General features: G+C 58.0%; 19 protein-coding genes. 13 read left to right on the forward strand and 6 right to left on the reverse strand.

Translation table 11 applies throughout. The features are described from left to right. Positions 1-82 precede the first annotated feature (82 nt). The 8 genes from ACXKZG_RS05165 (at position 83) to mltB (ending at position 7,499) form a co-directional block, all read left to right on the forward strand. On the forward strand, positions 83-823 hold the full coding sequence (locus tag ACXKZG_RS05165; protein WP_151036718.1) for an SDR family oxidoreductase: 741 nt from the start codon (positions 83-85) through the stop codon (positions 821-823). Between the two features lie 29 nt (positions 824-852). Next, entirely contained in the window at positions 853-1,695 is an 843-nt protein-coding gene (locus ACXKZG_RS05170; RefSeq protein ID WP_488875808.1) for a fumarylacetoacetate hydrolase family protein, read from the forward strand. 24 nt (positions 1,696-1,719) lie between these two features. Beyond that, complete coding sequence (locus ACXKZG_RS05175) at positions 1,720-3,009, forward strand: L-fuconate dehydratase (RefSeq protein WP_488875809.1); 1,290 nt, start codon at positions 1,720-1,722, stop codon at positions 3,007-3,009. Next, positions 3,009-3,857, forward strand: a complete 849-nt coding sequence (locus ACXKZG_RS05180; RefSeq protein WP_488875810.1) for an amidohydrolase family protein — start codon at positions 3,009-3,011, stop codon at positions 3,855-3,857. The genes ACXKZG_RS05175 and ACXKZG_RS05180 overlap by 1 nt, the downstream gene beginning before the upstream one ends. Continuing rightward, the gene (locus tag ACXKZG_RS05185) at positions 3,854-4,630 is read left to right on the forward strand and encodes an L-fucose dehydrogenase (RefSeq protein ID WP_013203511.1); all 777 of its coding nucleotides are present in this window, start codon (positions 3,854-3,856) and stop codon (positions 4,628-4,630) included. The genes ACXKZG_RS05180 and ACXKZG_RS05185 overlap by 4 nt, the downstream gene beginning before the upstream one ends. Beyond that, entirely contained in the window at positions 4,627-4,977 is a 351-nt protein-coding gene (locus tag ACXKZG_RS05190; protein ID WP_013203510.1) for an L-rhamnose mutarotase, read from the forward strand. Before ACXKZG_RS05185 ends, ACXKZG_RS05190 begins: the two co-directional genes overlap by 4 nt. A gap of 86 nt (positions 4,978-5,063) precedes the next feature. Beyond that, positions 5,064-6,296 carry an L-fucose:H+ symporter permease gene (gene fucP / locus ACXKZG_RS05195; RefSeq protein WP_053143899.1) on the forward strand — a complete coding sequence of 411 codons (1,233 nt, stop codon included), beginning with the start codon at positions 5,064-5,066 and terminating at the stop codon, positions 6,294-6,296. 135 nt (positions 6,297-6,431) lie between these two features. After that, positions 6,432-7,499, forward strand: a complete 1,068-nt coding sequence (gene mltB / locus ACXKZG_RS05200) for a lytic murein transglycosylase B (RefSeq protein ID WP_346567031.1) — start codon at positions 6,432-6,434, stop codon at positions 7,497-7,499. Between the two features lie 3 nt (positions 7,500-7,502). On the opposite strand, the gene ACXKZG_RS05205 is transcribed toward mltB, so the two are convergent. Genes ACXKZG_RS05205 through ACXKZG_RS05230 form a run of 6 tightly spaced genes read right to left on the reverse strand, consistent with a single transcriptional unit; the run spans position 7,503 to position 12,463 of the window. Next, a complete protein-coding gene (locus tag ACXKZG_RS05205) occupies positions 7,503-8,180 on the reverse strand; it encodes a GntR family transcriptional regulator (protein WP_105760035.1) in 678 nt (225 codons plus the stop codon). Between the two features lie 9 nt (positions 8,181-8,189). Beyond that, entirely contained in the window at positions 8,190-8,966 is a 777-nt protein-coding gene (locus ACXKZG_RS05210) for an ABC transporter ATP-binding protein (RefSeq protein WP_488875811.1), read from the reverse strand. Further along, positions 8,963-9,649, reverse strand: a complete 687-nt coding sequence (locus tag ACXKZG_RS05215) for an ABC transporter permease (protein ID WP_488875812.1) — start codon at positions 9,647-9,649, stop codon at positions 8,963-8,965. The genes ACXKZG_RS05210 and ACXKZG_RS05215 overlap by 4 nt, the downstream gene beginning before the upstream one ends. A 10-nt stretch (positions 9,650-9,659) precedes the next feature. After that, positions 9,660-10,379, reverse strand: coding sequence for an ABC transporter permease (locus tag ACXKZG_RS05220; RefSeq protein ID WP_013203504.1), 720 nt, complete (start codon positions 10,377-10,379; stop codon positions 9,660-9,662). 15 nt (positions 10,380-10,394) lie between these two features. Beyond that, on the reverse strand, positions 10,395-11,243 hold the full coding sequence (locus tag ACXKZG_RS05225) for a transporter substrate-binding domain-containing protein (RefSeq protein WP_134822609.1): 849 nt from the start codon (positions 11,241-11,243) through the stop codon (positions 10,395-10,397). Between the two features lie 29 nt (positions 11,244-11,272). Continuing rightward, positions 11,273-12,463: a M20 metallopeptidase family protein gene (locus ACXKZG_RS05230; RefSeq protein WP_488875813.1), complete on the reverse strand. Its 1,191-nt coding sequence runs from the start codon at positions 12,461-12,463 to the stop codon at positions 11,273-11,275. Positions 12,464-12,560: 97 nt separating this feature from the next. Between ACXKZG_RS05230 and ACXKZG_RS05235 the strand changes: the two genes are divergently transcribed. From ACXKZG_RS05235 to ACXKZG_RS05255, 5 genes are all read left to right on the forward strand, one after another. Continuing rightward, positions 12,561-13,694 (forward strand): trans-sulfuration enzyme family protein, encoded by a 1,134-nt coding sequence (locus tag ACXKZG_RS05235; protein WP_013203501.1) that lies wholly within the window; start codon positions 12,561-12,563, stop codon positions 13,692-13,694. Between the two features lie 25 nt (positions 13,695-13,719). Beyond that, positions 13,720-14,493 (forward strand): trans-aconitate 2-methyltransferase, encoded by a 774-nt coding sequence (gene tam, locus ACXKZG_RS05240; protein WP_013203500.1) that lies wholly within the window; start codon positions 13,720-13,722, stop codon positions 14,491-14,493. 110 nt (positions 14,494-14,603) lie between these two features. Continuing rightward, positions 14,604-15,098 carry a nicotinamide-nucleotide amidase gene (pncC, locus tag ACXKZG_RS05245; RefSeq protein ID WP_206403676.1) on the forward strand — a complete coding sequence of 165 codons (495 nt, stop codon included), beginning with the start codon at positions 14,604-14,606 and terminating at the stop codon, positions 15,096-15,098. A 98-nt stretch (positions 15,099-15,196) separates the two neighbouring features. After that, positions 15,197-16,264 carry a recombinase RecA gene (gene recA / locus ACXKZG_RS05250; protein ID WP_013203498.1) on the forward strand — a complete coding sequence of 356 codons (1,068 nt, stop codon included), beginning with the start codon at positions 15,197-15,199 and terminating at the stop codon, positions 16,262-16,264. A gap of 139 nt (positions 16,265-16,403) precedes the next feature. Then, positions 16,404-16,919, forward strand: coding sequence for a regulatory protein RecX (locus tag ACXKZG_RS05255; RefSeq protein WP_488875814.1), 516 nt, complete (start codon positions 16,404-16,406; stop codon positions 16,917-16,919). Positions 16,920-17,013 lie beyond the last annotated feature (94 nt).

Consider the following 17,013-nt stretch of genomic DNA (forward strand, 5'->3'; position numbering starts at 1 on the left):
CATAGCAAAAGGGCACCGCTTAAAACGTTTTTTTTCACCGTTAATGGCCTGACCATTAGTCCTTTAATCAACGGGAACCGTTATGGATCTTCAGGGTAAGAAAGTGCTGATCACCGCCGCAGGGCAGGGAATTGGCTTTAATACCGCGCAACTGTTTGCCGATTCGGGCGCAGAGGTGATCGCCACCGATATCAATATTGCCCGCCTGCAGGAACTGCCCGGCGTCACCGGCAGGGTGCTGGACGTGACCGATGCGCAGGCCATTCACGCGCTGGCGGAAGAACTTGGCAGCATCGATGTGCTGTTTAACTGCGCTGGCGTGGTGCACAGCGGCGATATCCTCAGCTGCACGGAACAGCAGTGGCAGTTTGCCCTCGACCTGAACGTGACCGCCATGTTCCACACCGTGCGGGCGTTTTTGCCCGGCATGCTGGCGCAGCAAAAGGGCTCGATTATCAATATGTCTTCCGTCGCGTCCAGCGTGAAGGGCGTGCCAAACCGTTTTGCCTACAGCGCCTCGAAAGCGGCGGTGATTGGACTGACGCGGTCGGTGGCGGCGGATTATGTCGGCCGCGGTATTCGCTGTAATGCCATTTGTCCGGGCACGGTGGAATCGCCGTCGCTGCGGCAGCGCATTGCTGAACAGGCTAAAGCCGAAGGGCGCAGCGAAGCCGACGTTTATCAGGCGTTTGTCTCGCGCCAGCCGATAGGGCGCATTGGCAAAACCGAAGAGATCGCCCAGCTGGCGCTGTATCTGGCCTCGGATGCCAGCGCCTACACCACCGGCGCGATCCACATTATTGATGGCGGCTGGAGCAACTGATCGCCGCCCTATTTTTGACAGGAGGAAGGATGAAATTATTACGTTACGGTCAGCCAGGCGCAGAGCGTCCGGCACTGGTTGATCCCCAGGGCAACCTGCGCGATCTCTCCGACGTGATTGACGATCTGGCCGGCAGCGCCTTGTCGCCCGCTTCACTGGACAAGCTGCGCCAGCTGAATGTCGACGCGCTGCCGAAAGTGGCTGGCACGCCGCGCATCGGTGCCTGCGTTGGCAATGTCGGCAAATTTATCTGCATCGGCCTTAACTACGCCGACCATGCGGCGGAAACCGGGGCGGAAATTCCCAACGAGCCGGTGATCTTCAGCAAATGGACCAGCGCCATTGTCGGTCCGAACGATGCGATTGAGATCCCGCGCGACTCGGTAAAAACCGACTGGGAAGTGGAGCTGGGCGTGGTGATTGGCAAAGGCGGTCGCTACATCAGTGAAGTCGATGCGCTGTCCCACGTCGCAGGCTACTGCGTAATTAACGACGTTTCCGAACGCGAATTCCAGATTGAGCGTGGCGGCACCTGGGACAAAGGCAAAGGCTGCGATACCTTCGGCCCGCTAGGACCCTGGCTGGTGACCACCGATGAAATCCCCGATGCCAACCAGCTCAGCATGTGGCTGGAAGTGGACGGCAAGCGCTATCAGAACGGCAATACCAACACCATGATTTTTAAGGTGCCCGAAATCATCAGCTACCTGAGCCGCTTTATGAGCCTGCAGCCGGGCGATGTGATTTCTACCGGCACGCCGCCGGGAGTGGGAATGGGGCAGAAACCGCCGGTCTACCTGCGTGCCGGCCAGCAGATCCGCCTTGGTATTGAGGGGCTGGGTGAACAGCGCCAGACAACCATTCAGGCTTAGGCCGGTTCAGTAAAGGACGCATTTATGACCACGATTACTGCCCTGCGCGTTGAAGATATCCGCTTCCCGACCTCGTTGTCACTGGATGGATCGGACGCGATGAACCCGGACCCGGACTATTCCGCCGCGTACGTGATTTTAGAGACCGACACCCCGTCACTGAGCGGCCACGGGCTGACCTTTACCATTGGCCGGGGAAATGAAATTTGCTGCGCCGCAATCCATGCGCTGCAGCATCTGGTGGTCGGGCGCGATCTGGCCACCATCGCCGCAGATATGGGCGCGTTCTGGCGATCCTTTACCAGCGACAGCCAGCTGCGCTGGATTGGCCCGGACAAAGGCGCGATCCACCTGGCCACCGGCGCGGTGATCAACGCGGTGTGGGATTTGTGGAGTAAGGCCGAAGGTAAACCGCTGTGGCGGCTGGTGGCAGAGATGTCGCCGGAAGAGCTGGTGCGCTGTGTGGATTTCCGCTACATCACCGACTGCATCACGTCGGAGGAAGCGCTGGCGCTGCTGCGTCAGCGGGCGGACAACAAAGATCAGCGACTGCAAACGCTGCTGGCTGAAGGCTATCCCTGCTACACCACGTCAGCCGGCTGGCTGGGCTATCCCGATGATAAGCTGCGTCGCCTGTGTCAGGAAGCGGTGGATGCCGGCTTTGATTACCTGAAGCTGAAGGTCGGGCGCGATCTGGAAGATGACATTCGCCGGGTGACCATCGCCCGCGAAGTGATCGGCCCGGACCGCAAACTGATGATCGACGCGAACCAGGTGTGGGAAACCAATGAAGCCATTCCCTGGGTGAACAAGCTGGCGTTTGCCAATCCGTGGTTTATCGAAGAGCCGACCAGCCCGGACGACATCGAAGGCCATCGCCGTATTCGGGAAGGCATCGCGCCGGTCAAAGTGGCCACCGGCGAAATGTGCCAGAACCGCATTATGTTCAAACAGTTCATCATGCGCGGGGCGATCGATGTGGTGCAGATCGATGCCTGCCGGATGGGTGGCGTCAACGAGATCCTCGCGGTGATGCTGATGGCGGCGAAATACGATCTGCCGGTGTGTCCGCATGCCGGCGGCGTTGGGCTGTGCGAATACGTCCAGCATCTGTCGATGATCGACTATCTGTGCATTGCCGGCACCCACGAAGGCCGGGTGATTGAGTTTGTCGATCATCTGCACGAGCACTTTGTTCATCCCTGTGTGATCAAAGGAGCGGCCTATATGCCGCCAGAACATCCCGGATTCTCGATCGAAATGTACCCGGCCTCGATTGAACAATACCGCTTTCGCGCGCTGGAACCGGCCTGATGACGCTGCGGATTGATGCGCACCAGCACTTCTGGCGCTACCAGCCGCAGGAGTATGGCTGGATCGGTGACGGGATGGCGCGGCTAAAGCAGGATTTCCTGCCACGCCAGCTGGCGCCTGAGTTGTCGGCACAGGGCATTGACGGCAGCGTGCTGGTGCAGGCCCGGCAAAGCCTGCAGGAGACGCGCGGGTTGCTGGATCTGGCCGGGCGTTCCCCCGAGGTGAAGGCGGTGGTCGGTTGGATCGATCTTCAGCAGGGCGATCTCACACCTCAACTGGCGGAATGTGAACATCGTGTGGTACTGCGCGGCTTCCGCCATCTGATTCAGGACGAAGCCGATCCGGCGGGTTGGATGGCACAGCCGTCGGTACAGTTGGCGATGCAGCAGCTGCAGCGCAAAGAGTACGTCTGGGATCTGCTGGTCACACACCGACATCTGGCCGAGGCGACGGCGTTTGCGGCCCGTCACGATGGTCATCTGATGGTGCTGGATCACCTGGGTAAACCGGACCTGGCGGCCGGTGCCAAAAGCTGGGCCAGGCAGATCGCCCCGCTGGCAGCGTTACCGCATGTCAGCTGCAAACTGTCCGGCCTGCTGACCGAGCCCCGCCCGGCGGGCTATGCCATTGACGATCTGCTGCCGTTTATTGATGCGGCACTCGAGGCGTTTGGCCCTGACAGAGTACTGGCCGGCTCAGACTGGCCAGTGTGTCTGCTGGCGGGCGAGTATGCCGATGCCTGGCAGCTTATTCAGCGCGCCATCGCGCCGTTATCGGCCAGCGAGCAGGACGCCATTTCAGGCGGCAATGCCTGCCGAATCTATCGAATAGAGGACGTTGAAGTATGAATCTTCATCTGCAAAACAAAGTGGTGATCGTGACCGGCGGCGGCTCCGGCATTGGTGCGGCCATCTCGCTGACGCTGGCCGAAGAAGGGGCGATCCCGGTGATTGTCAGCAACAGCGAACCGTCCGCTGAGCTGATGCAACGGCTTCACCAGCATCAGCCAGAGGCGTTTTTCGTGCTGGCGGAATTACAGGAGGAATCCAGCTGCATTCAGGCGGTGGAACGCGTCACTCAACAATGTGGCCGCATTGACGGGCTGGTGAATAACGCCGGCGTCAATGACAGCGTGGGTCTGGAAGCCGGACGGGAAGCCTTTGTGCGCTCGCTGGAAAAGAACCTGATCCATTACTACCTGATGGCGCATTTGTGTCTGGATCATCTGCGAGCCAGCCAGGGCGCCATCGTCAATATCAGCTCGAAGACCGCGCTGACCGGACAGGGAAACACCAGCGGCTATGCCTCGGCAAAAGGCGGCGTGCTGGCGCTGACGCGGGAATGGGCCGCCTCATTGCTCAGTGACGGGATCCGCGTCAATGCGGTTATCCCGGCAGAGGTGATGACGCCGCTGTACGAACGCTGGATCAAGAGCTTCGACCAGCCGGAGGAAAAGCTGAAGCAAATTACCCGCCATATTCCGCTTGGCAAGCGGATGACCACGCCGCAGGAAATCGCCGACACCGTGGTCTTTTTGCTGTCGTCGCGTGCCTCGCACACCACAGGGCAATGGCTGACGGTGGACGGCGGCTATTCCCATCTGGACAGGGCGCTGACATGACCGGGAACCGACGTTACTGCCAGGCGCTGGACCTGGCTGACGATCCGCAGCTGATTGCGGAATATCGCCAGTATCACCAGCAGATCTGGCCGGAGATTACACAACATCTGCGGCGCTATGGCATCGCCGATATGGAAATTTATCTGCTGGGCACCCGGCTGGTGATGGTGATGGAAACCACGCCAGACTTCGACGCCGAGCGGTTCGCACAGTTTAGTGAGCAGGATGCGAAAGTCAGGGAGTGGGAGGCGCTGATGTGGACTTATCAGCGGCCAACCCCCTGGACGCCCGCCGGAGAAAAATGGGTGGCGATGGAACGGATCTTCTCTCTGCAGGAGCAGAACTAAGTTAATCAACGGGTTCTCTTCTGGCCCTCATCTCTTCACTGCCGGTGTTTTTCGCTGTACTGGCCACAGCTACCGAGGAACGAAACATGTTAGTCAATAAAACGACTGCGCCGGCTTATCGCGAGCGACAAGCGGCAACCAGCTATCGGCTGGCCTTTATTATGGTCACCGTCCTGTTTTTTATGTGGGGACTCTCCTACGGCTTGCTCGACGTGCTGAATAAGCATTTCCAGGAGGTGCTGCACGTCAACAAAGCCCAGTCGGGCCTGCTGCAGGCGGCCTACTTCGGCGCGTATTTTGTGGTGGCGTTACCGGCGGGATTCTTTATGGATCGCTTCGGTTACAAGGCCGGTGTGCTGGTGGGGCTGTGCCTGTATGCGCTGGGTGCGCTGCTGTTTGTTCCTGCCGCTTCAGCCGGCAGTTTTGAGATGTTCCTGCTGGCGCTGTTTGTCATCGCGCTGGGGTTAGGCTGTCTGGAAACGGCGGCCAACCCTTACGCCACGGTGCTGGGCGATCCGGCTGGCGCGGAACGTCGCCTGAATCTGTCACAATCGTTTAATGGCCTGGGGCAGTTTGTTGGCCCGGTGATCGGCGGATCGCTGTTCTTCTCTGCCACGCAGGGCACCACCACCGATGGCCTGGCGTCAGTGAAAACCACCTACGTGGCGATTGCGGCGTTAGTGCTGGTGATTGCCTTTGTCTTTGGCCGCACCCGTCTGCCGGACATTCGCGCGCAGGAAGAAGAGCAGAGCAGCGGCGATGAAAAAAGCCTGTGGCAGCATGGCCACTTTACCGGCGGGGTGATTGCTCAGTTCTTTTATGTCGCCGCGCAGGTGGGCGTCGGTGCCTTCTTTATTAACTACGTTACCGAGCACTGGGCGAACCTCTCTAACCAGAACGCCTCTTACCTGCTGTCGGTGGGGATGGTCAGCTTTATGATTGGCCGCTTCTTCAGCACCTGGCTGATGGGACGCGTTCGTCCGGCGACGCTGCTGGTGGCGTATGCCGCCATCAACATTGTGCTGTGCGCCATCGTGGTGTCGGGGATTGAAACGCTGTCGGTGATTGCGCTGGTGGCAGTGTTCTTCTTTATGTCGATCATGTTCCCGACGCTGTTCGCGATGGGGGTGAAAAACATGGGCAAACAGACTAAACGCGCCAGTTCGCTGATGATTATGGCAATTGTCGGTGGCGCGATTATGCCGTATCTGATGGGCGCGATGGCCGATCGCTACAGCACCGCTACCGCCTACAGCCTGCCTCTGCTGTGCTTCGCCGTGGTGCTGGTGTATGCCGTGCGCCAGCGGGCGAAAGCCTGACGGGTCTTATCTGAATATTCCGCACGCTCCGGGCAGCCGCTGGTTGCCCTTTCTTTACATAACATCTGCTTTTCTTCTCGCCAGCCAATGCTTTACCATAGCGTTACATTTTCGCATCGCACTTATGGATATTCAATGCGTTCTCTGGCCACACTTCTTCCTGCACTGCTGTTACTGACCGCCTGTAGTAGCCATAAACCACCACAGAACGTTGAACCGCAGGGCAATCCCTTTGGCGGCGGCTTCAAGCTGGACCCCGCGCACAACACCACGCCACTGATGGGCGATTTTGCCAACAATCCGGCCACCGAGCGCTTTATCGATAAAATGGTGCGCGAACACGGTTTCCAGCGTCAGCAGCTGCATGATGTGCTGGCGCAGGCCAATAACCTGAACTGGGTTATCCGCCTGATGGATCGCCAGGCGCCGATTTCGCAGGGACCGACCGGGCCAAACGGCGCGTGGATCCGCTACCGGGCCAAGTTTATTACCCCGTCCAACGTGCAAAACGGCGTGATGTTCTGGAACCAGTATCAGGATGCGTTGCAGCGTGCGTATCAAACCTACGGGGTGCCGCCGGAAATTATCGTCGGCATTATTGGCGTCGAAACCCGCTGGGGCCGCGTGATGGGCAAAACCCGCATTATCGATGCGCTCTCAACGCTGGCGTTTAACTATCCGCGTCGGGCCGACTTCTTTAGTGCGGAGCTGGAAACCTTCCTGCTGATGGCAAGGGAAGAGGGTGATGACCCGCTGGATCTGCGCGGCTCTTACGCCGGTGCGATGGGTTATGGCCAGTTTATGCCGTCCTCCTTTAAAAGCTATGCCGTCGATTTCAATGGCGATGGGCACATCAACCTGTGGGATCCGGTGGATGCCATCGGCAGCGTGGCGCACTACTTTAACGCCCATGGCTGGGTGAAAAATGGCACCGTGGCCGTGCCGGCGACCGGTCCCGACACCACCTGGGAAACCGGCTTCAAAACCCGTTATTCCGTCTCGTCGCTGGCCGCTGGCGGCTTCCGTCCGCAGCTGAAGCTGGACGGCAATCAGCAGGTCAGCCTGTTGCGCTTTGATATGGGCACCAGCTACCAGTACTGGTTCGGCTTGCCAAACTTCTATGCCATCACCCGCTATAACCACAGCAATCATTATGCGATGGCGGTGTGGCAACTGGGTCTGGCGGTGAAGGACGCGCGCTAAACCTTAGCGCTGCGTGTCTGAGGAAAGGCCTGCAAACCCCTGCAGGTCTTCTTCCAGCGAGGAGCGGATATGCTGGCGGGTCATCGCTTCAGCCCGATCCTCATCGCCGGTAATCAGCGCATCATGCAGTGCCTGATGCCCACTGACCAGCGGCTCACGCTGCGGCCAGTGGCCTTCTGACCAGCGATACAGCCACTCCATTTTATCCTGTAACTGCTTGTGCCTGCGGTTGAGATGCCCGTGACTCGTCGCGTCCACCAGCGTGCGATGGTAGCGAAGATCGGCCTCGACGCGGCTGTCCATATCACCCTTCTCCGCCTTTGCCAGGCCGTCAAAAGCCTGGTTCAGTTTCTGACGGCTTAGCGGCGTGCGGCGGCTGACGTAAATTCTGGCCGCCAGACATTCCAGCGCTTCCCGCAGCGTGTAGATTTCCCAGATGATTTCGGCGTTTAACGGTGCCACATGACAGCTGAGATAAGGTGAACGTACCACCAGTTCCTGCGCTTCCAGCGCAAACAGCGCCGAGCGAACGGTACCGCGACCCACGCCCATCTGCTGCGCCAGCGCAATCTCGGTCAGCACTTCGCCGGGCTGCAAGCGGCCATGGACAATCTCCCGTCGAAGCCAGTCGATGGCGTTATCCTGCAAACTCTTGCGTACGATGGGATCCTGTTTATCCATGACGAAACCTTAAAAGTTGCGCTGGAAATGGCTGCTGACAAAGGCCCGGCAGCGGTCGGAGTTCGGGTTGGAAAAGACCTGCTCTGGCGGGCCTTCTTCTTCAACCCGACCCTGATGAAGAAAGATCGCCTTATTCGACACTTCACGGGCAAAGCCCATTTCGTGGGTGACGATAATCATGGTGCGGCCTTCTTCAGCCAGGTCGCGGATCACTTTTAATACGTCACCGACCAGCTCGGGATCGAGGGCTGACGTCGGCTCATCGAACAGGATCGCTTTCGGGTGCTGCGCCAGCGCGCGGGCAATGGCAATACGCTGTTGCTGACCGCCAGAAAGGTGAGCAGGCCAGGCATCCCTCTTCGCCGACAGCCCGACCTTTTCCAGCAGCGCTTCCGCTTCTTCGATGCACTCCTTTTTATTGCGCTTTTGCACATGCACCGGCGCTTCAATGATGTTTTGCAGCACGGTGCGGTGCGGCCACAGATTGAAGCTCTGGAAAACAAAACCGAGCTGCTGACGGATATTGCGCACCGCAGTTTGTTGCGCGGTGGTCAGCATGCCGTCGCTACCGGTCAGGGTTATTTTTTCGTTGGCGACCTGAATTTCGCCGCCCTGGGGCACTTCCAGAAAAGGAATGCAGCGCAGCAGGGTACTTTTGCCCGAGCCGCTGGCGCCAATCAGCGAAATCACATCGCCGTCGTTGGCGGTCAGGCTGACATCATGCAGCACTTCATGCTGGTCAAAACTCTTCTTTATATTACGCAGTGTCAGCGTGGGTGTGCTCATGCTCTGGCTCCGAACTTATCGGGTGAAAGATATTTCTCAAACAGGGAGAGACCCTTGGTGACGATCAGCGAGATGGCGAGGTAAATCACCGCCGCACTGATAAACACTTCCAGCGCCCGGTAGGTGGATGAGACCTCGGCGTTGGCAATCCCGGTGACGTCCATCAGGCTGATGGTGCTGACCAGCGACGTCGACTTGGCCATCGAAATCACTTCATTACTGTAGGCCGGTAAGGCCTGACGGACGGCAATTGGCAGCGTGATCCGCTTGAGGATGGTGAATGTTGACATGCCGCACACCCTCGCGGCTTCAATAGCCCCAGCCGGCACGGCGCGAATGCCGCCTCTGAGAATTTCAGAGGTGTAGGCCGCGTCATTGAGGATCAGGGCCAGCAGCCCGCACCAGTAAGGATCGCGCAGGAACGGCCAGAGAAAGCTGTGGCGAATGGCGCTGATATTGCCCAGGCCGTAATAGATCATAAAAATCTGAATCAGCAACGGCGTGCCGCGGAACAGAAAAACGTAGCTGCGTGCGACATAACTGCCCGCACGCGTGGCGCGCAGTAAGTTGAGAGTCAGCGCCAGCAAACCGCCACCCAACAGCGACAGCACCGCCAGGTTTAAGGTCAGCGGCAGGCCGGCTAACAGTTTCAGAAAGGTCTCGTGTATAAAGGTGATGTCCATGCCCGTGCCCTTAAAGCTGGTGGTAATTCTGACCGCGCAAAGACCATTTCTCAGCCTGACGGATCACAAACTCAGAGACGGTGGTGATCAGCAAATAAATCACTGCGCCAACGGCAAAGAAGAAGAAGGGCATCTGCGTCGAGCCGGAAGCCACCTGCACCTGATTCATGGTTTCGACCAGGCCGGTCACCGACACCAGCGCCGACTCTTTAATTGCCGACTGCCACTGATTGCCCAGTCCGGGGATGGCGGTGGTCAGCGCCTGCGGGACGATCACCCGCCGGAACATCAGCCATTTTCCCATGCCGACCACCGTGGCGGCTTCCAGCGTGCCTTTGGGGATGCTGTGATAAGAGCCACGGAACACTTCAGCCTGTCCGGCACCCGAAATCAACCCGATCGCCAGCGCGCCCGCGACAAAGCCGCTGATATCAAACGGCCCCTGCATGCCCAGTGCGTGACCAAAGAAGGCCAGCACCTGACGACCGCCAAAGTAGAAGATATAGATGACGATCAGGTCAGGAATACCGCGTAACACCACGGTATAGCCTTCCGCCAGTCGCCGCATCCAGCGATTGCCGCCAATCTTCGCCCAGGCCACCAGGCTGCCAATTACCGATCCCAGCAAAAAAGCGCAGAGCGACACGGATACCGTCACGCCAGCGGCTTTCAGCAGCACGGGGCCCCATCCGTCGGGGCCAAAACTCAGAAGTTGCCAGTCAATACCCATCAGGAACTCCGGTCATTATTGTGGCGATAAATCCATGCCAAACCATTTGACGATCAGCGCCTTCATCGTGCCGTCTTTCACCATTGAATCGATAGCGGTGTTCAGTTTCGCCTGCAGTTCCGTGTCGTCTTTACGCATGCCGATCGCCGAACCCGATCCCAGTACGCCATTCTGGAAGGTGTATCCGGTCAGTGCGCCATTGCCGTTTGAACGCTTCACGTAGGCCGTCAGGTTAGGAACCGCCGCCATCACCATATCCACGCGGCCGGCATCGAGGTCGAAGAAGGTATCTTTGCCGCCAGGATAGGTACGAATAGTGGCGATATCACCAAAGTATTTTTTCAGGAAGTCAGCCTGAATGGTGGCTACCTGCACACCAATCGTTTTGCCTTTCACCAGCTTAGCGATGCTGTCGATGGCCGGTTTGCTGGCGGCATCATCGGTCAGTGAAATGCGGGTGCCGGTGCCGGGCAGGTTGGGGATGCTGCTGTCTTTGGTGGTGACAAAGCCCGAGCCGCCGTTGATGTACGGGCTGGTGAAGTTAATGGTTTCCTGACGCTTAGGGGTGATCGACACCGCATCGACGATCGCATCATATTTACCGTCCAGCAGGCCTGGGATCATGCCGCCCCAGCTCTGGGCGACGATTTTGTAGTTAAAGCCCGCGCGCTTAGCGATCTCTTTGATCATGTCGGGTTCGAAGCCGACAATTTCACCCGATGGCGTGGTCTGGTTGTACGGAGGGAAGGCGCCTTCGGTGGCGAAGGTCAGCGACGAGAGGTCTCTCGCCTGTAACTGTGGCAAAACCAGCAGGCCCAATGCGGCAATGGCACCGGTAAGGAAACGTTTGCGTGTCAGAATCATGTGCTACCCCTGAGAAAGTGAAAAACGGATTAAGAGAGAATATCCAGCGTTAAACGCGTCAGCGCGATGGCACCGACGCTGATGCAGCCTTCGTCTGGCTGATAGTCTGAGTTATGAACATGGTCGTTACGGCCAGGCTGAGCCGACCCAATATGGATCTGACAGGCCGGAACCCGGTCGGAAAAGTAGGAGAAGTCTTCCGCGCCGAAGCTTCTGCCTTGCTGCACTTCAGGCTGCTGCTTAAACTGGCGGGTGATGCTTTGCTCGGCGAGGTCGACCATCCGGTCGTCATTGAGCAGTGGCGGAACGCCACGCTGATAGTTGATCTCCACCTTGACGTTCATCGACAGCGCCACACCGGCACACACGCGGCGGAAGGCGGCTTCAACATGATCGCGTGAGGCGGCCGAGCGCGCCCGAACCGTGCCCCGAAACAGGCAGGAATCCGGAATAATATTGTGGATGGCGCCGCCTTCAATGTGCCCCACGGTCAATACCGCTGACTGGGCTGGATCCATCTCGCGGGAGATGATGGTTTGCAGTTGGGTAATCAAATACGCGGTGGCAACAATCGGGTCCGCGGCGGCATGAGGACGGGCGGCGTGACCGGAGATGCCGATCACCTGCACGTCGAACTCATCGCAGGACGCGGTACTGGCGCCACGGGTCAGCATAATATTACCTACCGCCAGTTCCGGGCGGTTATGGAAGGTGATCGCCATGTCCTGGCCATCGGCGGCTCCGTCGGCAATCATCGCCGCGGCACCGCTTTCGGTGGTTTCTTCCGCCGGCTGGAAGATCAGGCGCACCGACCCTTTCAGCAACGGCTGCAGCTCTTTCAGCGTGGCCGCCACGCCCAGCAGGGTTGCCGTGTGCAGGTCATGACCGCAGGCGTGCATTTTGCCCGGCCAGACGCTGGCAAACGGCAATCCGGTTTTCTCTTCGATAGGCAGGGCATCCATATCGGCACGCAGCAACAGACTTGGGCCTGACTCTGCACCGTGAATATCCAGCATGACGCCGGTTTTTCCCACGCCGGTCTGCGGCTCAAAGCCTAATTTCTGCAGCTCCTGGGCGATCACGTCTGCCGTACGATGGGTATCAAAACCCAGCTCCGGATGCGCATGAATATCGCGGCGCAGCGCAATCAGGTGGGGCGCCAACCCTTTCACCATTCCGGCAATTTTTTCATCAAGGCCCTCAGGCTGAGATGCGTTCATTCATAACCTCACAGTGGGAAAAATCGCTGGTCAAAAGATAGACAATTGATTGTCGACAATCGATAATGGCCAAAAAATCAACAGGAAACAAGCCGCTATGCGTAAAAATGCCACCTTGCTGGCTGGACTCGGCCATTACACCTGCCCGCAAAGCGGTGGGCTTGTGCCGCCTGTTCAGAGCAGCGTTACCTCGGTTATCGACGGCAGTGAAGGCGCACTGGGCTATGCCCGTAGCGGAAATTCGTCGGTATTACTGGCTGAATCGCTACTCAATACCCTCGAAAACGGTCAGGGTTGTGCCTTCTTCAACGCCGGGGCGTCTGCAGCTTGGGCCGTACTTTCTACCCTTACACCGGGTGACGGCGTGATCCTCGAAGCGGATTGCTATTACGAGTTTCGTACCATCATCAGCCGCTACTGCCAGCGGCAGGGGATCGCCTTAACGCTGGTGGACCTTTGTAACCTGGAAGCGGTCGGGCAGGCAACGCGTCAGGGTCATACGAATTTGATCTGGGCCGAGCTGCCCACCAATCCCTTATGGAAAATTGCCGATATTGCGGCGCTGGCGAAGGTGGCTCATCGGGTGGGGGCGAGGCTGGTGGTGGATGCCACCGTGGCCACGCCGTTATGGCTCAACGCGCTGACGCTGGGGGCGGACGTGGTGCTGCATTCGGCGACCAAATACCTGAATGGCCACGGCGATTTAACGGCTGGCGCGCTGGTGACCGCCAGGCCGGACGCGTGGTGGCAGGAGATTATCGCTTACCGCACCGCATCCGGTTCGGTGTTGCCGGCAATGGAAGCCTGGCTGCTGTTACGCGGCATGCGCACGCTGGCGCTTCGGGTGGAAAGGGCCTCTGAGAATGCGTTGAAGATTGCGCGCTGGCTGGCACAGCAGCCTGGCGTCTCCGGGGTGCACTATCCCGGGCTGGAACAAAATCCCCATTTTGCCCGCGCTGAGGCCCAGTTCTCTGGCGGCTTTGGCGCAATGCTCTCTTTCCAGCTCAGCGCCGGTGCAAAAGCCGCGGCCGCGTTTTGTCGTCGCACCCGCGTCTTCCGTCATTCAACATCATTAGGGTCGACAGAAAGCCTGATTGAACACCGTCGCAGTACGGAAGGCGAAGGATCTCGTTGTCCTGACGATCTGCTGCGCCTGTCGGTGGGCATTGAAGACTGCGCGGATCTGCTTGCCGATCTTGCCCAGGCGTTAGATGCTACAGTTAATGCGTAGGGTTGACCGTTATAATGAGGAACACATGAAAGACTGGAATCCCGATCTTTACCGTCAGTTCGAAGCTGAACGGACGCGTCCTGCCACCGAATTACTCTCCCGCATTCCCCTCCGACATGTCAGCCGTGCCACCGATCTGGGGTGCGGACCGGGCAACAGTACCGAGCTGCTCTGTCAGGCCTGGCCAGAAGCCCGCGTGACGGGGCTGGACAGCTCGCAGGCCATGCTGGAGCAGGCGCTGAAACGACTGCCTGATTGCCATTTCGTGCAGACCGATATCCGTCACTGGCAGGCTGACGTGCCGCAGGAGGTGATTTACGCCAACGCTTCTTTGCAGTGGCTGACCGATCATCAGCAGTTGTTCCCCCATTTGGTGGCACAGCTGGCTTCCGGTGGCGTGCTGGCAATCCAGATGCCTGATAACCTCGACCAGCCGACGCACAGCCTGATGCGCAAAGTGGCGGAAGACCGCCGGTGGGCAGAGAAAATTGGCCCAGGTGCCGCCGACCGCAAGAAACTGCTCAGCACCGAAGCGTATTACGATTTGCTGAGTGCGGCGGGCTGCAAGGTCGATATCTGGCGCACCACTTATTACCATGTCATGCCGTCGCATCAGGCGATGGTGGACTGGCTGAAGGCGACCGGCTTGCGGCCGTTTCTGACCCCGCTGAGTGAACCGGATCAAGAGGCTTTCCTCGCGGAGTATTTGCGTGAGCTGGCCGGTGCTTATTCGGTCCGTCAGGATGGCAATGTGCTGATGCCTTTCCCTCGGCTGTTTATGGTGGCCCGAAAAGGGTGAGCCTGCGTTTTTACTGGAAGACGGCGCGCAAATACGGCGTTTGCGGCCTCTTTTAACGAGAAAAAATGCTAGGCTTGCGGTTCTGTTAGTGAGGGAAAAGAGGAGTCGGGATGACGGACACAGAATTAATGCAGCTGAGTAAGGACATCGGGCAGCGGCTGTTACAACGCAAGGCGACGGTGACGGCGGCGGAGTCCTGCACCGGCGGCTGGATCGCCAAAGTGCTGACCGATATCGCCGGCAGTTCGCAATGGTTTGAGCGCGGCTTCGTGACCTACAGTAATGAGGCGAAAGCGGATTTAGTTGGCGTGACTGCCGCCTCGCTGGCGCGTTTTGGTGCCGTCAGCGAACCGGTGGTGCGGGAAATGGCCGAAGGCGCGCGGCAGCAGGCGCGGGCGAATTTTGCACTATCTGTCAGTGGGATAGCCGGCCCGGATGGCGGTTCGGCAGAAAAACCCGTGGGCACGGTCTGGTTCGGTTTTGCCGCGGAAGGCAAAGAGACGCTGGCCCAACGCCAGGTTTTCTCCGGTGACCGTGAAGCGGTTCGCCGTCAGGCCACCGCCTGGGCGCTCCAGACCCTGCGCGATCATTTTCTCGAAAATTAAACTTGATACTGTATGACCATACAGTATAATCAGCCCCATATTGAGTATATGCAAAGCCGCGTGTGCGTGTGCTTTACCCCGCATGATTAGGAGCGAAAATGGCTATCGACGAAAACAAGCAAAAAGCACTGGCAGCAGCGCTGGGCCAGATTGAAAAGCAATTTGGTAAAGGCTCCATCATGCGCCTGGGTGAAGACCGTACCATGGACGTGGAAACCATCTCGACCGGTTCCCTGTCACTGGATATCGCACTGGGTGCGGGCGGCCTGCCAATGGGGCGTATCGTTGAAATCTATGGCCCTGAGTCTTCCGGTAAAACAACGCTGACCCTGCAGGTGATCGCTTCTGCACAGCGTAAAGGTAAAACCTGTGCGTTTATCGATGCAGAGCATGCCCTTGACCCGGTCTATGCCAAAAAGCTTGGCGTAGATATCGATAACCTGCTGTGTTCTCAGCCGGACACCGGTGAGCAGGCGCTGGAAATCTGTGACGCGTTGGCCCGCTCAGGTGCGGTAGACGTGATCATCGTTGACTCCGTGGCTGCACTGACGCCGAAAGCAGAAATTGAAGGTGAAATTGGTGACTCTCATATGGGCCTTGCGGCACGTATGATGAGCCAGGCAATGCGTAAGCTGGCCGGTAACCTGAAAAACTCTGGCACCCTGCTGATCTTCATCAACCAGATCCGTATGAAAATTGGTGTGATGTTCGGTAACCCGGAAACCACGACCGGTGGTAACGCGCTGAAGTTCTACGCTTCTGTCCGTCTGGATATCCGCCGTATTGGCGCGATTAAAGAAGGTGACGAAGTCGTCGGCAGCGAAACCCGCGTGAAGGTGGTGAAGAACAAAATTGCTGCGCCATTCAAGCAGGCTGAGTTCCAGATCATGTATGGCGAAGGCATCAACATTTACGGTGAGCTGGTAGACCTGGGCGTGAAGCACAAGCTGATTGAAAAAGCCGGTGCCTGGTACAGCTACAACGGCGATAAGATTGGTCAGGGTAAAGCGAACTCAGGCAACTTCCTGAAAGAGAACCCGGCTATCGCCAACGAAATTGAAGCTAAACTGCGTGCTACGCTGCTGACCAACCCGGACACCAAGCCTGATTTTGTGGCAACGGCGGCCGAGCTGGATGAAACCAGCGAAACCAACGAAAACTTCTGATTTCGTTCCTGACAGCCTGCGCTGTCAGCATGAGAAAAAAGGAACGGGATTAAATCCGTTCCTTTTTTTGTTTCTTGCTTTCAACCTCGCTACCCTTACCGTGTGATCCCCCTTTAAACCTGAAAAAACGTGGAGCAAGATGTCTGACGCCACTGAACGTAGCCAGTTCGCTCGCCTGCTGGATCGGGCAATGCGCATTCTTGCCATGCGCGATCACAGCGAAGTTGAGTTTCGCCGCAAGCTGGCGTTGTCAGCCGAACGCGCCGCGATGTATGCCAAAAACAAGTCTCAGGAACCGGAGACCATCACGCCGGAGCAAATCGACCGCGTGGTGGCCTGGTGCTATGAAAACCGCTATCTGGATGATGCCCATTTTGCCGAGCGTTTTGTCGCCAGCCGCAGCCGAGAAGGCTATGGCCCACAGCGTATTCGGATGGAGATGGGGCAGAAGGGGATAGACAAGGCGCTGACGGATGAGGTGCTGGCCAATAGCGAAATTGACTGGGCGCGCCAGGCATTTGAAGTCGCTGAACGCAAATTTGGCTTACCGCTGCCTACCGACTGGAAGGAGAAAGCCAAAGTCCAACGCTATCTGATGACCAAAGGCTTCTTTTCCGACGATATTCGCGCCATTTTCTCAAATTTTGACGAATGACCGACGATGGGATTTTACTTCCCCCCGAAGAAAATTTATCTTATTCACCACTTTTTGTTCGTGAGTTGCCAGCGAAGACTAACGCTTTCTGGCG

The sequence above is a fragment of the Erwinia sp. 2186 genome (genome assembly GCF_057812255.1).